Here is a 15,157-nt window from a genome sequence, read left to right as displayed (position 1 = left end):
GGTGGACATTCCCATCGACCAGTCGTGGATCCAGGTCCTGCTGCTGGCATCGGTCCGCATGACGGCTTTCCTGGTGGTGGCCCCGCCCTTCGCCCACCATGCCATCCCGGCCCGCGTCAAGGCGATGCTGGGGATCGGCCTGGGCCTGGCGATCTCCCAGCGGCTGTCTGCGGACGCCGTTCCGGCGGACACTGCCGGGTTCGTCGTTGCCGTCGTCCTGGAATTGGTCACAGGCTTGGCCCTCGGTTTCCTGGTGATGGTGATCTTCGCTGCGATCCAGTCCGCCGGCAGCCTGGTGGATCTCTTCAGCGGTTTCCAGATGGCCCAGGCGTTCGACCCGCAAATGATGGTCAACGGTGCCCAGTTCACCCGGCTCATGCAGATGGCGGCCCTCGCCCTGCTCTTTGCCTCGGACGGTTACCAGATGGTCATCGGCGGCCTCACCGGGAGCTTCAACGCGTTGCCGCTGGCGGGCGGGATCGACCTTAGCCAGCCTGTCGAAGCCATGGTCGGTGCCGTGACCGGGATGTTCCTGGCCGCAGTCCAGATCGCCGGCCCGCTCCTGGTGGTGCTGGTGCTGGCCGACGTAGGACTTGGGCTCCTCACCCGCGTCGCCCCGGCCCTCAACGCCTTCGCACTGGGTTTCCCCCTGAAGATCTTCATCACCCTGGCGCTGGCCGGTTTCCTGTTCCTGGCCCTGCCCAGGCTCGTAGCAACCCTCGCCGAGCAAGCGGCCAATACTTTGATGGGGGTGGGCTGAATGGCGGATTCACAGGAAAAAACCGAGCAGGCCACGGACAAACGCATGCGCGAGGTCCGTGAAAAGGGCCAGCTCTCCAGATCGCAGGACCTCATGGCGTGGCTGGCCGTGGGCGCCGCTGCCGCGATGCTCCCGGCAACCATCGACCACGCCTCCAACGCCGCCGTGGACCAGCTCTTCACCGTGAAGAGCGTCATCGCCGAACCCGACCCCGCCAAAGCCGTGGCCGCCCTCGAAGGAGGGCTGGGTTCCCTGGCCGGAATCCTGGGGCCGCTGCTCCTGGTCGTCACCGTGGTGGTGCTGGCCGGATCAGCGTTGCAGGGCGGCATCCGGTTCAAGAAGTTCCGTGCCGAGTTCGAGCATTTCAACCTGCTCGCGGGCTTCAAGAGGATGTTCGGTGGCCAGGCACTCTGGGGAGGGGTCAAAGCGTTGCTGAAGACCGCCGTCGTGGGTCTTGTCCTGTACGCCGTGGTGCAGGGGCTGATGCCCGTGCTGTTGACGGCCGGCGGACTGCCGGTTGCCGGCGTGCTCGCGGCCGCAGCCGGCGGCATCGGCGCGCTCATCCAGTTTGCCGTGGCCGCGGGCCTGGTGTTGGCAGCGGCGGACATCTTTGTGGTGATGCGCCGCAACCGCAAGAAGACCCGGATGTCCAAGAAGGAAGTCCAGGACGAGAACAAAAACACCGACGGCGACCCCCTCATCAAATCGCAGCGGCGGTCCCGCCAGCTCAGCATGAGCCGCAACCGCATGATCGGCGCGATCGGGGACGCCGACGTGGTGCTGGTCAACCCGACGCACGTGGCAGTTGCGTTGAAGTACGACGCCGGCAAATCGGCACCTCGCGTCGTCGCCAAGGGGTCGGGGCTCATCGCTGCCCGCATCAGGGAGGAAGCCGAAACCAAGGGAGTGCCCATGGTCCAAGACATCCCCCTGGCGCGGGCCCTGCACTCAGCCTGCGAGCTGGGCCAGGAGATTCCGGTTGAGCTGTATCGCTCCGTGGCGGCCGTGCTGGCCTTTGTGATGTCGCTGAAGACGCGGGGCACTGCACGGGGCATACACAGTATGAAAGAGGGTTTCCAGGCATGAAGAACAACAAATTCGCCCGGCTTTCCGTGCCGGTTGGCATCGTAGGTATTGTCCTGCTGCTGGTAGTTCCGCTGCCGGCCCCGCTGCTCGACTTCCTGATTGTCTGCAACATCCTGCTGGCTCTCCTGATTCTGTTGACCAGCATGTTCGTGAAGAAGCCCCTGGATTTCTCGGTCTTCCCGTCCCTGTTGCTCGTTGCCACACTGTTCCGTCTGGGACTCAACGTCGCGTCCACGCGCCTGGTGCTGGGCCAGGGATTCGCAGGGCAAGTCATTGAGGCCTTCGGCAAAGTCACGGTAGGCGGCTCGCTGATCATTGGCGCCGTGGTGTTCCTCATCCTGGTGGTGATCCAATTCGTGGTGGTCACCAAGGGCGCCGAACGTGTTGCCGAGGTGGGCGCACGCTTCACCCTGGACGCCATGCCCGGCAAGCAGATGGCCATCGACGCCGACCTCAACGCCGGACTCATCACCGATGCCGAGGCCCGGAAACGCCGGGCCGAAGTCTCTGCCGAGGCCGACTTCTACGGCGCCATGGATGGTGCGTCCAAGTTCGTGAAGGGCGATGCCATCGCCGGCATCATCATTATCATCATCAACTTTGTAGGTGGCATCGCCATTGGCGTGCTGCAGCGCGGCATGGACGCCGGAGATGCCCTCAACACCTACGGCCTCCTGACCATGGGCGACGGCCTGGTCACCCAGATCCCGGCCCTCCTCATGGCTGTCTCCACCGGCATGATCGTTACGCGGTCCAATGCTGAAGAGGACATGGGCCGCACGGCTTCCTCGCAGCTGATGCAATCGCCCAACGCCCTGCTGATTGCCGGGCTGGCGGCCGGGAGCATGGCCCTCATTCCAGGGATGCCCATTCTTCCGTTCGTGGTGGTGGGAGCACTGTTGGTCCTCGCTTCGCGGCGCGTAGCCACACAACAGAAGCTCCACGCGGAAGCCCAGGAAGCGGAGAACGCTGCTGCCGTGATCGGGGACGAGGACCCCAACGAACGGCTCATGGAAGACATGCGCGTCCATCCTGTCGAGATCCTGCTGGCTCCGGATCTGGTGGACATCGTCTCCGGCGCCTCCGATGACCTGCTGGCCCGTGTCCGGTCCTTGCGCCACAAGATCGCCATGGAGCTCGGGCTCGTGGTTCCGCCCGTCCGGACCCGGGACGCGATGGACCTTCCACCGTCCACGTACGCCATCCGCATCGCCGGCGTCGAGGCTGGAAGGGGAGTGGCGCCGTCGGGCAAGCTCCTCGCCCTGGGCGAGTTCCTGGATGCCTTGCCCGGAACCGCAACCGTGGAACCCGTCTTCGGGCTGTCCGGCAAGTGGGTTCCCACGGAGATGCGGCACAGTGCGGAAATGACCGGCGCCACCGTGATCGATCGGGTGTCCGTATTGGTGACGCACCTGTCCTCGATCATCTCGGCCAACGCGGCGCGGCTCCTGACCCGTGAGGACGTCCGCGTGCTCACCGAAGGGGTCCGTAAGCAGAGTCCGTCCGCCGTGGAGGAACTCACGCCAAGCCTGCTGTCCTTGGCCGAGATCCAGCGCGTGTTGCAGGGTCTCCTGGAGGAGCAGGTTCCCATCAACGATCTCCCACGGATATACGAGGCACTGGCGTTGCGGGCCAAGGTCTCCACCGATCCTGAGGCGCTCATCGAGTCTGCACGGCACTCCCTCGGGCCGGTGCTGGCGAACAAGTACCTCGATGGCGCAGCGCTCAACGTGGTCATGATCGACCCCCTGCTGGAACAGTCCATGCTGGAGGACATGCGCCCGGCCGAAGGCGGCACACAAATTGTCATGGGTCAGGCGAAGCTCGACGGCGTCCTCACCTCGCTGAAGTCCGCGGTCGACGGCGCTGCCGCCGCGGGACGGGAAGCTGTGCTGGTGTGCGCGCCGGCCTTGCGTCCAGCCATCCGCCGCCTCGTGGCCGCTCCCGACGGCGGTGTTCCCGTCTTGTCGTACCGCGAAGTGACGTCCGCCAACATCCGCATCGAGACGGTGGGGGTGGTCCGTTATGCAGAAGCGCTACAAGCTTAGCGGCGCGTCGCTGGAAGCCATCAAGGAAAAAGCCCTGCAGCAGTACGGGCCAGGGGCGCGGATCATTGCAGCCGAGAAAGTCACCAACCCGGGCATTGTGGGCTTGTTCGCAGCTGCCAGGTTCGAGGCGACGGTGGAGGTTGCAGAGGTTGCGGTCGCTGCTCCGGTTACTCCGGCCGGCCCTGTTCACGAGCTGCATGGTCCGGCTATGGCAGCCCTGCTGGAACGCGCCGACGCAGCCGAACTCGAGTTCCACAAGCCCGCCCCCGCGCCGGTATCCACGGCCTCGCCGGACTTCGCAGGCCTGCTGGAACAGCTGGGCAAGGAACTCCAGCCAGCTTCGCCGGCGCCACCCGTGCCCCTTCAGGTGACGTTGCCGCCGTCGGCCGCTGTCCCCGTTCCGGTCCCTGCCCCGATGACGGGCGACGGAAACCTCATCATGCTCTTGGGCCTCGGGGACGACGCCCTCGGACCCGCCTTGGCGATGTCCATCGCTGCAGGTGGCTCGGACGTACGCACCGCCGGCGGGCTCAGCGCCTTCGGTCACCTCCACGTGCAGGGCAGGCAAGGCGCGACGGCGGCTCGCGCCCAGGCGGTGCTGACCGGACAGACCGTGGTGGTGGCCTTCGGGCTCGGACGGCCGCGCGACGTCCCGGCGACGGCCGCCCACATCGCGAGCCTCGCCGCCGACCAGCTCTGGATCGTCGCGGACGCCCGGCACAAGCACGAGGACACCAGGATTTGGGTGCAGGCCCTCCAAGGCTTACTGGCGGGGGAGTCTGCGGCAGTGAGCGCGCTCGCCGTCATTGGTGCGTCAGAAACAGCAAGTCCGGAGACGATTGATGGACTCGGCATTCCCGTTGGCTGGGTCGACGGCAATCCGGCCACCGCGCCGGCCTTCGGAAAGGTACATTGAAAGCATGTTGGTACTGACGCGTAAGCCGGGCGAGAAGATCATGATTGGCGATGACATTGTCATTACCGTCATGGAAGGGCGTGGCGACGGTGTTCGGATCGGAATCGAAGCGCCCCGTGGTGTGTCCATCCAACGGAGCGAGGTAGTGGAAGCGATAGCCGCAGCCAACCTTGCCGCAACCCAGGCCGGCCCCGACGCCGAAGAGCTCCTGGCCGCCCTCCGTCCCCCTGCTCCCTCCGCCTAGCACCCTCTCTCACGTCCCGCCCCCTTTTGGTGGACGCTCGCTCACGTCCCGTCGCCTTTTGGTGGTCGCTCTTTCACGTCCTGTCGCCTTTTGGTGGTCGCTCTTTCACGTCCCGTCGACTGGCATTAACGTACTCGCTATTCTGGGGCTTTCAGGCGGAAGTCGAAGGGGCTGGAGTCCATGGGCTACTTCATTCTGGTCATCGCACAAACGGTCGCGTTGCCCATCGTCGCCGCCAGCTTCGAACTCGCCATCAATGGCGGCGATCCTGTCTTGGTATTCGGCAAATGGTGGGTGTTTTGGGGTGTCGGCACACGGCTGGTTGTTGCGGGCGTAGCGCAGGTCTCGGGCAAGGGGCCGACCGCTGCGATCCTCGGTGCCCCCATCCCGACGGTCCAGGAAAAGCAACTGACCCGGGAACTAGGTATGGCCAACGTGGGTATGGGGCTCGCGGGTCTTCTCGCACTGGTACCGGGTTGGGCGCTTCCCTCGGGGCTTGCCGGCGGCGCCTTCCTTCTCATCGCGGGCATCATGCACGTACCCAAGAAGAATAAGAACGCCAAGGAAGCGCTGGCCACCTGGACTGACCTCATCGTTGGAGCCGCCGTGTTGTTCCTTGCAGCCTACGTTCTATTCCGAGCCGGTGCCGGCTGAAGGCAGTGGGATGTGAGAGAGCGTCCGGCAGAAGGGGGCGGGATGTGAGAGAGCGTCCGGCAGAAGGGGGCGGGATGTGAGAGGGGGATGGCCCGGAAGCTAGCCCAGCCCCAGGAAGTCCCGGAGCGTCGGCAGGGTGGCACCCTGTACCGCAGCGATCGCGCGGTGGACATTCGCATCTCGAGCCAGGAGCGCCAGATCGTCAGAACCACCAAAACCATCGGAGCCAGCCAGGTCAGGACCAGCGTCGAGCTGCGGACTCTGGGAGACCGTACCGGAGCCCAAAGGCCCCTGCAGCAGCGAGACATTGGCCGCAACGGCGTGGTCAATCTCCCCCAGCAATGCAGTCATTCCGCGTCGGTGATCCTCGAGAAGTTCGGGCCACATGCCGGGCGGTGCGATCGAAATGAGGGCTGGAAGCGTCAAGCGGTCCGGAGCTTTCCATTCGGAGGCAAGGGCCGAGGCTTCGACTCCGCGTGCCAAGGACTCAAACCGGAGATTTTCGAGGACTTTTTCGAGCTCGGCCGCAGTGAAGTTCAGCCGGTGCCAGTTGCCTGCCCGGAGATGCAGGAGCTGCGTTTCGAGCAGGAAAAGCAAGAAATCAAGTTGCCTTCGCTCGCGCCACAGCGTTGCCGATAGCTCGTCCGCCCCCACGGTTCCCCAATTCGTTTTATGGCCCGCCAAAATCACGATTTGGCAGGGTTTATGTTTACTTCAGTTGAGCGTACACGCAGAGTCGATTTCAGGTGGTATGTTCACTGAACACATACCTGAATGAAGTCCCATAACGTCGCTGCGATTGGTCTCTAAGCGTCCTTTCGGAACTACGCATCCCAGGTCCTTGCAACTCAATAATCCGGTCTCATGGGGGGACTCACTTTTGAATCGCGAACAGCGCAACGAGCTGGTGTTGCAGCACCTTCCGCTCGTTGGTTACTTGGTCTCTGACCTCTGCGCGCGCGCCTCGCATTTGTCGCGCGACGATTTTGCTTCTGTTGGCTCCGTGGCGCTCATTACGTCAGCTGATTCCTTCGACCCGGACCTGGGTGTTCCGTTCGGCGCGTTTGCCCGCCGGCGGATCGTAGGGGCGTTCGCGGACGAAATGCGGGCCGGCGATTGGGCCACCCGCTCAGCGCGCAAACGAATCAAGGAAACTTTGGCTATCCAGGAGACCTTAACGGGTGTGCTGGGACGGGGACCGAGCGTTGCCGAGATGGCCTCGGCCCTGGGCGTCGAGCGCAGTTACGTCGAGGCAGCCATGGCCGATGCTGCACGGACCCTGACCTCGCTCGACGAGGTTGTGGTGGACACTGTGGCGTCGACTGCTGAATCGCCGGAACACTCCGTCCTGGCCGACGAGCGCATCAAGTACCTTCGGGCCGCCGTCGAGGCCTTGCCTGAAAAGATGCGCTTCGTGATCCAGGAGATCTACCTGGCTGGGCGGTCCGTTAAGGAGCTCGCCGAGGAGCTGGGTTCCACCCATGCCGCAGTGTCGCAGCAGCGGGCCGAGGGAATCCGACTCATGCGCGACGGCCTGGCCGCCCACTACGCCGACACGCCGGATCAGGTCTTCGAACCTGAATCGAGGATCACCGCGCGGCGTCGGAATGATTATCTTTCCGCGCTGGCCACGGCGACCACCGGAGGGATCACCCGCGGCCTGGGCCTGGGCACTTCGCTCAACAGCGCCGTCTAGAACAGCGCCGTCCAGGCAAAGGAAGGCCGGGCCGCTGAGCGACCCGGCCTTTCGGTTTTTGGCACCAGTACTACTGCGCCTTCGGCACACGCCGGAGTACGACGGCGGCAAGCACTGCCGCTCCAGCCATCAGGACCAGCCCAATCGCCGCAGTGATGTGGACGCCGGATTCGAAAGCGACCCGGGCGGCGGCGGTGAGTGCTTCCGACAAAGGAGCCGGGAGCGCGGAGGCTGCATCAACAGCGCCTGCCAGTGTTTCCCCGGACTTCCCTGCGGCTTCGGTGGAGACGCCGTCCGGAATGATGAGGTTGTGCTGGTAGGACGCGGTGAGGATGGAGCCCAGCACGGCCGTTCCCAGCAGTGAACCCAGCTCGTAGCCGGTCTCGGAGATGGCCGATGCCGCGCCGGACTTGGCTGCCGGAACGGATGCAAGGATGAGGTCGTTGGAGATGGTCTCCGCTGCACCCACACCCACGGCCAGTACCGTCAGGGCTGACAGCAGGAAGACCGGGCCGCTGCCGTGGTCGCCCACGACGGCAATCAGGTACCCCACGGCGCTCAGCGTCAGTCCGCCGGCCACGACGAATCCTGGCCGCACGCGCTTGACCAACGGCACCACCAGCAGACCTGCGATCACTGTTGCCAAGAGTGCCGGAATCATGGCGATACCTGCCTCCATGGGGGACTGCCCCTCCACCAGTTGCAGGTGCTGTGCGAAGAAGTAGATGAAGCCCGTCATGGAGAACAGGGACAGCACGTTGGCTACGATTGCCGTGCTGAAGACCTTGTTCTTGAACAGGCTGACGTCCAGCATGGGGTTGTCGATCCTCTGCTGCCGACGGACGAAGAGGACACCCATCACCAATCCGAAGAGCATGAAGGCTGCGGCGGATGCCCCGAATCCGTGGACGGCGAATTCCTTGATGCCGTAGACGAACGGCGCCATGGTGAACACCGACAGGGCAATGCTCGGCACATCCACGCGGCCCGGGTTGGCGTCCTTGGACTCCGGAATCAGGACCCGGCCAAAGGCGAGGAGCGGCAGCAGGAGGAAGGTTGCCACCAGGAAGACGGCGCCCCACCAGAAGTGTTCCACCAGCCAACCGCCGAAGATCGGGCCCAAGGCAGCGCCTCCGGAGAAGCCGGCAGCCCAGACTGCGATCGCGAGCCGGCGCCGGTTGGGATCGGTGAAGATGTTCCGGATCAGGGACAACGTGGACGGCATCAGCATTGCGCCGAAGACGCCAAGGGCGGCGCGGCCGGCTATGAGCCATTCAGCGGAAGGCGCGAACGCCGTAGCAGCCGAAACCGCCGCGAAGCCGGTGCTGCCGATCAGGAGCAGCCGTCGTCGTCCTACCCTGTCGCCGAGGTTGCCCATGGAGACGAGGAGTGCGGCCAGCACCAGCGGATAAGCGTCGACGATCCACAGAAGCTGCACGCCACCTACGTCCAGGGAGCGGGCAATTTCCGGCAGGGCGAACGTGAGCGCGGTGTTGTCGACGGCCACCAGCAGCACCGGGAACATCAGGAGTGCAAGGGCCGTCCAGTCGCGCCACGGTGCTGCCGGGCCCTTGGTGGGCTGAGCGGAACGGGGTGCTTGGGTTGAGGACGGCGAGAACATGGTTCTTACTGTACCGTCCAGACGGTATAGTTTCAAATAGGTCCCCCAGCAAGCCTTTAGGGAATGATGTACACATGCCACGAAAACCAGTTGCCCGGGACGCCGTCCTGGATGCCTACGAAGCCCTCCTTATCGAGGTAGGGGAGCGCGCCGCCACGCTTGACGCCGTCGCCAAGCGGGCAGGGGTGTCCAAGGGTGGGCTGCTCTACCACTTCCCCAACAAGGAAGCCCTGATCGGCGCCCTGTTGGAGCGCCTGGATCTGTTGGCAAAGGAAGACATCGAACAGATGAAGGCTGCGCCGGACGGTTCAGCCGCATACTTCATCCGCTCCTCGCTATGGGCCGGTACTCCCATGGACCGCGCTTTCGTAGCCGCCACCCGCCTGGCCGAGGTAGCCCATGAAGAGACCAGGCGCAGGTTCGCCGGCATCCAGCAACAGTGGCTGGACGTCCTGGCGGAGGACGTTGGCCCGGAAGTCGCGAAGGCCGTCAGTTACATGGGCGACGGCCTGTATTTCAACGCAATGTTTGAGGGCGGTCAGGGAGACGGCAACGCCGGGCGGGAGGCCGACGTCGAGATCCTGCTGGGAGTCTTGGACCGCCTGCGGAAGTAGCGGGACATCCATTTGCGGCGGCGCCCGCCGCGTAGGACAATTAACCCTTGTGGCCTGCCCTGATCGGGGCCGCGTACAACTGAACATGCCTTTGATCTGCGGCGGGAGAGTCCTGCAAGCACGTGATGCAGGCGCCGTAGGAGCAAACCCTCCCCAGGAATCTCTCAGGCCCACGCACCGCCGCGGCGAGGCAACTCTGGAAAGCAGCAGACGTCCCAGGACGTTGTGCTCACCGACGGTGCAAGCGTGTTTGTTCAAACAACGCGCGGAAACTCTCAGGTCCAATACAGAGCGGGGAGGAACCCGAGCCACTGTGGCGTACCCAACGCCGCCCAAGTATTGGAGTTCCTTCGTGACGGTTAGTTCTGCCTCCACCACCTTCGTCGATCGGCATATCGGCGCCCGCCGCCAGGCCGACATTGAGACCATGCTCAAGTCCGTCGGCTACGACACCGTCGATTCGCTGGTCGACACCGCCGTTCCGAACGACATCCGCCAGGACGTCGCCCTCACCTTGCAGAACGCGCTGAGCGAAGTTGAGGTCCTTGCCGAGCTGCGCAAGCTCGCCTCCAAGAACAAGACGGCCGTCCAGATGATCGGCCAGGGCTACTACGACACCGTCACCCCGCCGGTCATCCGCCGCAACATCCTTGAATCCCCGGCCTGGTACACCGCTTACACCCCGTACCAGCCCGAAATCTCGCAGGGCCGCCTTGAAGCACTCCTGAACTTCCAGACCATGGTGCAGGACCTCGTTGGCCTGCCGATCGCCAACGCCTCCCTGCTGGACGAAGCAACCGCCGTGGCCGAAGCCGTCCTCATGATGCGCCGCGCCAACAAGAACAAGGCCGTGCAGGACGGCAAGACTGTGCTCGACGCAGACTGCCTGCCGCAGACCATCGCCATCGTGAAGGGGCGCGCCGAGGCTCTCGGCTTCGAGGTTGAGGTTGCCGATCTTTCCGCTGGCCTTCCGGAAGGTGCCATCAACGGCGTCGTCCTCCAGCAGCCCGGTGTTTCCGGCCGCGTCTTCGACCACTCCGCCGTCATTGCCGAAGCTAAGGAACGCGGTGCCCTGGTCACCGTTGCCGCCGACCTCCTTTCCCTGACGCTCATCACCCCTCCTGGTGAGCAGGGCGCCGACATCGCTGTGGGTTCCGCCCAGCGCCTGGGTGTTCCGCTGTTCTTCGGCGGCCCGCACGCCGCCTACATGGCCGTCCAGAAGGGCCTCGAGCGTTCCATGCCGGGCCGCTTGGTGGGCGTTTCCAAGGACGACGCCGGTGTCCCCGCCTACCGCTTGGCGTTGCAGACCCGCGAACAGCACATCCGCCGCGAAAAGGCCACGTCCAACATCTGCACCGCGCAGGCGCTGCTGGCCATCGTCGCTTCGATGTACGCCGTCTACCACGGCCCCGAAGGCCTGAAAGCGATCGCCGAGACCGCCCACAGCCACGCCCGCACGCTCGCAGCGTCCCTGAAGGCTGCCGGCGTCGAGGTCCTCCACGGTTCGTTCTTCGACACCATCACCGTCCGCGTCCCGGGCAAGGCAGCAGAGATCGTCGCCGCCGCCGAGGCCAAGGGCATCAACCTGCGTGGCGTCGACGCTGATTTGGTGGGCATCTCTGTAGACGAGACGACGACGGCGGCGGTTGTGGCCGACGTCGCGGGCGTGTTTGGCGCTTCGGTCACCGAAGCCGCTGAGGGCTTTGCACTCGAAGGTTCCGTTGAGCGCACCAGCGAGTTCATGCAGCACCCGGTATTCAACACCCACCGCTCCGAAACCCAGCTCCTGCGCTACATCCGCAAGCTCTCTGACCGCGACCTCGCGCTGGACCGCACCATGATCCCGCTCGGTTCCTGCACCATGAAGCTCAACGCCACTGCCGAGATGGAAGCCATTTCCTGGCCGGAGTTCGCCTCCATCCACCCGTTCGCTCCGGATTCCCAGACCGAGGGCTGGCGTGAGCTCATCAGCGACCTCGAAGCCCAGCTGACCGAAATCACGGGCTACGACCAAGTCTCCATCCAGCCCAACGCCGGTTCCCAGGGCGAGCTCGCGGGCCTGCTGGCCATCCGCGGCTACCACCTCTCCAACGGCGACGACCAGCGCAACGTCTGCCTCATCCCCGCCTCCGCGCACGGCACCAACGCAGCCTCGGCTGTGCTGGCCGGGATGAAGGTCGTGGTGGTGGCCACAGCTCCCGATGGCACCATCGACCATGTTGACCTCAAGAACAAGATCGAAGCCCACCGCGACGCCCTATCGGCCATCATGATCACCTACCCGTCCACGCACGGTGTCTACGACGCCGACGTCCGCGAAGTCTGCGATGCCATCCACGAGGCCGGCGGCCAGGTCTACATCGACGGCGCCAACCTCAACGCGCTCGTGGGCCTGGCCCAGCCGGGCAAGTTCGGCGGCGACGTATCGCACCTGAACCTGCACAAAACCTTCTGCATCCCGCACGGTGGCGGCGGACCCGGCGTTGGCCCGGTCGCAGCCAAGGCGCACCTCGCGCCGTTCATGCCCGGTGACGCAGCATCCTGGACCGAAGGCAACGACGTCCCGATCTCGGCATCACGATTCGGTTCCGCCGGTGTCCTCCCGATCTCCTGGGCCTACGTAAAGCTCATGGGCGGCCAGGGCCTCACCGAAGCCACCAAGTCCGCGCTGCTGGCCGCCAACTACATCGCTTCCCGCCTCAACGACCACTTCCCGGTGCTCTACACAGGTGAAGGTGGCCTCGTAGCCCACGAGTGCATCCTGGACCTCCGTGAACTGACCGCAAAGACCGGCGTCACCGCCGAAGACGTGGCTAAGCGCCTCATCGACTTCGGCTTCCACGCTCCCACCCTGGCCTTCCCGGTAGCCGGCACGCTGATGGTTGAGCCCACCGAGTCCGAAGACCTCGTGGAGATTGATCGCTTCATCGAAGCCATGATCACCATCCGCAAGGAAATCGACCAGGTGGCCCACGGCGACTTCGCCGTGGAGAACTCGCCGCTGCGCAAGGCACCCCACACGGCTGCCGCCGTCGTAACTTCTGATTGGGACCGCGCTTACCCGCGCGAGCAGGCCGCCTTCCCGGTCCACCACCTCAAGCAGGACAAGTACTTCCCGCCCGTCGGCCGCATCGACGGCGCAGCAGGAGACCGCAACCTGGTCTGCTCGTGCCCGCCGATCGAAGACTTCGAAAACTAAGGACTGGCCATGACTGAGAACTACACCGCTCTCTACGAAGAGCACAAGAAGCTCGGCGCGTCCTTCACCGACTTCGGTGGCTGGCAGATGCCGCTCAAGTACTCCTCCGAGCTGGCCGAGCACCATGCAGTCCGCAGGTCCGCAGGCTTGTTCGATCTCTCCCACATGGGCGAAGTTTGGGTCACCGGTCCCGAGGCCGCCGCGTTCCTCGACTACGCCCTGGTGGGCAAGATCTCCGCCATGGCCGAGGGCAAAGCCAAGTACTCGCTGATCTGCCAGGAAGACGGCGGCATCATCGACGACCTCATCACCTACCGGCGCGGTCCGGAAAAGTTCCTGGTGGTGCCGAACGCCGGCAACGCGAAAGTTGTGGCTGACGCCCTTGCCGAGCGGGCGGCCGGTTTTGATGTCCTGGTTAAGGACGCCTCTGCCGAGACCTCGCTGATCGCTGTCCAGGGTCCGCGCGCGGAAGCCATCCTCTTGCGCCTCATCCTCGCCGAGCAGCACGCCTTGGTCACCGAGCTGAAGTACTACGCGGCAGTCGAGGTCGGGTTCACGTTCGACGGCGGCACCCAGGAACTGCTGTTGGCGCGCACCGGTTACACCGGCGAAGACGGCTTCGAGATCTTCGTGGCCAACGACTCCGCAGCCTCCCTGTGGCAGGCCATCGCGGAGACTGCAGAAGAAGGCGAGCTTACCCCCGCCGGCCTCGCCTCCCGCGACTCCTTGCGCCTCGAAGCCGGCATGCCTCTTTACGGCAACGAACTCTCCCGCGAAGGAAACCCCTTCGCCGCAGGGCTCGGACCCGTGGTGGCACTGTCCAAAGAAAGCGACTTCGTCGGCAAGGACGCACTCGCTGCCCTGAAGGCAGACGGCGCAGGCTCCACCAGTGGTCGCAAGCTCGTCGGCCTCAAAGGCCTGGGCCGCAGGGCCGGACGTGGTCACTACCCAGTCCTCAAGGACGGCGCAGTGGTTGGCGAAGTCACCTCCGGCCAGCCCAGCCCCACGCTCGGCTACCCGGTAGCGTTGGCGTATGTTGACGTCGAGCACACTGAGCTTGGCACCGCCCTGGACATTGACCTGCGCGGTAAGAGCGAGCCGTTCGAAGTCGTCGCACTGCCGTTCTACAAGCGCACCAAATAAGAGTTTTTGTACACATAACGCCCTTATGAAGCCTCTTTGAGGGCATCAGCTGTACAAAAACTCCATGGTTTTTCATTCACCACACGAAAAGGAAACAGAATGCCCAAAGTAGCGCCCGAACTTCAGTACTCCGACGAGCACGAGTGGGTCTCCCGCGGCGCGGGAAACCTCGTGTCCGTTGGTATCTCCGAGGTTGCCACCGACGCACTGGGTGACATCGTGTACGTTGACCTGCCCGAGGTCGGTTCGACTGTGACCGCAGGCGCGACCTGTGGCGAAGTTGAGTCCACCAAGTCCGTCTCGGACCTGTACTCGCCCGTCACTGGTGAGGTCACGGAGATCAACGACGCCGTTGTTTCGGACCCGGCCCTGATCAACAACGATCCCTACGGTGCCGGCTGGCTGTTCAAGGTTGCCGCTGAGTCCGAGGGCCCGCTGCTCTCGGCCGAGGAATACGCCTCCAAGAATGGCGGAGACCTCTCCTAATTCCAGCGCCCGAGTCCGATTCGGGGGTTCACTGCGGACCGTGCCGTTCCCACGGCATGTTCTGCAGCAAGGCCCCGAACCGGAGGCTGCAGGGCGTAGCGTGGGATTGTAGAACTGAATAGTATTGCGACGCCGGGTAGCCGCCTTTGGGGGCCATCCGGCGTCGTGCTTCGGTCGTCTTCCGCCACAAGCGGGGGAGGCCATCCGGCAGGACCATCTGCCGGACCGTTTCAAGCTGTATTAAGGGATCCCGACCATGGCTGTTGGTGTTTTCGATCTGTTCTCTGTGGGTATTGGTCCGTCGAGTTCCCACACTGTGGGGCCGATGCGGGCTGCTGCTGTGTTTGCTGGTGAGTTGAAGGACGCTGGTGTTCTGGGCTCGGTGGCGTCGTTGCGTGTTGATTTGTATGGGTCGTTGGCTGCGACGGGGCGTGGTCACGGGACCATGACGGCCACGCTGTTGGGCTTGGAGGGTTACCACCCCGAGCTGATTCTGCCTGATGAGGTGGAGGAGCGGCTGGCTGGGATTGCGGAGAGCGGTGTGCTGAACCTTGCTGGGGCTTCGGGTGGGGGTGTGGAGTTGCCGTATGCGGTGGAGGATATGGTGTTGCATCCGTTGACGGTGTTGCCGCGGCATACGAACGGGATGAAGTTCGCCGTGGCTGATGCTGAGGGAAACATCGTGCATGA

14 protein-coding genes and 1 riboswitch are annotated in these 15,157 nt (G+C 64.3%); of the genes, 12 read left to right on the top strand and 2 right to left on the bottom strand.

The window, feature by feature from the left end; translation table 11 throughout:
• Position 1 precedes the first annotated feature (1 nt).
• From ACR30Z_RS21225 to ACR30Z_RS21200, 6 genes are all read left to right on the top strand, one after another.
• Positions 2–760, top strand: coding sequence for a flagellar biosynthetic protein FliR (locus ACR30Z_RS21225; protein WP_434374518.1), 759 nt, complete (start codon positions 2–4; stop codon positions 758–760).
• The gene (locus ACR30Z_RS21220) at positions 761–1,846 is read left to right on the top strand and encodes an EscU/YscU/HrcU family type III secretion system export apparatus switch protein (protein ID WP_434374517.1); all 1,086 of its coding nucleotides are present in this window, start codon (positions 761–763) and stop codon (positions 1,844–1,846) included.
• Entirely contained in the window at positions 1,843–3,894 is a 2,052-nt protein-coding gene (locus tag ACR30Z_RS21215) for a flagellar biosynthesis protein FlhA (RefSeq protein ID WP_434374516.1), read from the top strand. Before ACR30Z_RS21220 ends, ACR30Z_RS21215 begins: the two co-directional genes overlap by 4 nt.
• Positions 3,872–4,810, top strand: coding sequence for a hypothetical protein (locus tag ACR30Z_RS21210; protein WP_434374515.1), 939 nt, complete (start codon positions 3,872–3,874; stop codon positions 4,808–4,810). Before ACR30Z_RS21215 ends, ACR30Z_RS21210 begins: the two co-directional genes overlap by 23 nt.
• A 4-nt stretch (positions 4,811–4,814) precedes the next feature.
• Entirely contained in the window at positions 4,815–5,054 is a 240-nt protein-coding gene (gene csrA / locus ACR30Z_RS21205; RefSeq protein ID WP_144652560.1) for a carbon storage regulator CsrA, read from the top strand.
• Between the two features lie 180 nt (positions 5,055–5,234).
• On the top strand, positions 5,235–5,708 hold the full coding sequence (locus ACR30Z_RS21200; RefSeq protein WP_434374514.1) for a hypothetical protein: 474 nt from the start codon (positions 5,235–5,237) through the stop codon (positions 5,706–5,708).
• A 99-nt stretch (positions 5,709–5,807) separates the two neighbouring features.
• On the opposite strand, the gene ACR30Z_RS21195 is transcribed toward ACR30Z_RS21200, so the two are convergent.
• Positions 5,808–6,305, bottom strand: coding sequence for a hypothetical protein (locus ACR30Z_RS21195; RefSeq protein WP_144652562.1), 498 nt, complete (start codon positions 6,303–6,305; stop codon positions 5,808–5,810).
• A 283-nt stretch (positions 6,306–6,588) separates the two neighbouring features.
• On the opposite strand from ACR30Z_RS21195, the gene ACR30Z_RS21190 reads away from it, so the two are divergent.
• On the top strand, positions 6,589–7,404 hold the full coding sequence (locus tag ACR30Z_RS21190; RefSeq protein ID WP_144652563.1) for a sigma-70 family RNA polymerase sigma factor: 816 nt from the start codon (positions 6,589–6,591) through the stop codon (positions 7,402–7,404).
• Between the two features lie 70 nt (positions 7,405–7,474).
• On the opposite strand, the gene ACR30Z_RS21185 is transcribed toward ACR30Z_RS21190, so the two are convergent.
• On the bottom strand, positions 7,475–9,025 hold the full coding sequence (locus tag ACR30Z_RS21185; RefSeq protein ID WP_434374513.1) for an MFS transporter: 1,551 nt from the start codon (positions 9,023–9,025) through the stop codon (positions 7,475–7,477).
• Positions 9,026–9,099: 74 nt separating this feature from the next.
• On the opposite strand from ACR30Z_RS21185, the gene ACR30Z_RS21180 reads away from it, so the two are divergent.
• The 5 genes from ACR30Z_RS21180 to ACR30Z_RS21160 form a co-directional block, all read left to right on the top strand.
• Positions 9,100–9,639, top strand: coding sequence for a TetR/AcrR family transcriptional regulator (locus ACR30Z_RS21180; RefSeq protein ID WP_434374512.1), 540 nt, complete (start codon positions 9,100–9,102; stop codon positions 9,637–9,639).
• A gap of 92 nt (positions 9,640–9,731) precedes the next feature.
• Positions 9,732–9,829, top strand: a riboswitch (glycine riboswitch).
• Positions 9,830–9,991: 162 nt separating this feature from the next.
• The gene (gene gcvP / locus ACR30Z_RS21175) at positions 9,992–12,838 is read left to right on the top strand and encodes an aminomethyl-transferring glycine dehydrogenase (protein WP_434374511.1); all 2,847 of its coding nucleotides are present in this window, start codon (positions 9,992–9,994) and stop codon (positions 12,836–12,838) included.
• A 9-nt stretch (positions 12,839–12,847) separates the two neighbouring features.
• On the top strand, positions 12,848–13,981 hold the full coding sequence (gene gcvT / locus ACR30Z_RS21170; protein WP_434374510.1) for a glycine cleavage system aminomethyltransferase GcvT: 1,134 nt from the start codon (positions 12,848–12,850) through the stop codon (positions 13,979–13,981).
• 99 nt (positions 13,982–14,080) lie between these two features.
• The gene (gene gcvH / locus ACR30Z_RS21165; RefSeq protein WP_434374509.1) at positions 14,081–14,467 is read left to right on the top strand and encodes a glycine cleavage system protein GcvH; all 387 of its coding nucleotides are present in this window, start codon (positions 14,081–14,083) and stop codon (positions 14,465–14,467) included.
• Between the two features lie 256 nt (positions 14,468–14,723).
• Positions 14,724–15,157: serine dehydratase beta chain (locus ACR30Z_RS21160; protein WP_434374508.1), on the top strand; the 434-nt coding region annotated here is incomplete at its 3' end.

Source organism: Paenarthrobacter sp. FR1 (assembly GCF_051106045.1).
Classification (GTDB): domain Bacteria; phylum Actinomycetota; class Actinomycetes; order Actinomycetales; family Micrococcaceae; genus Arthrobacter; species Arthrobacter nitroguajacolicus_A.
This window is presented reverse-complemented; position numbering and strand designations above follow the sequence as displayed.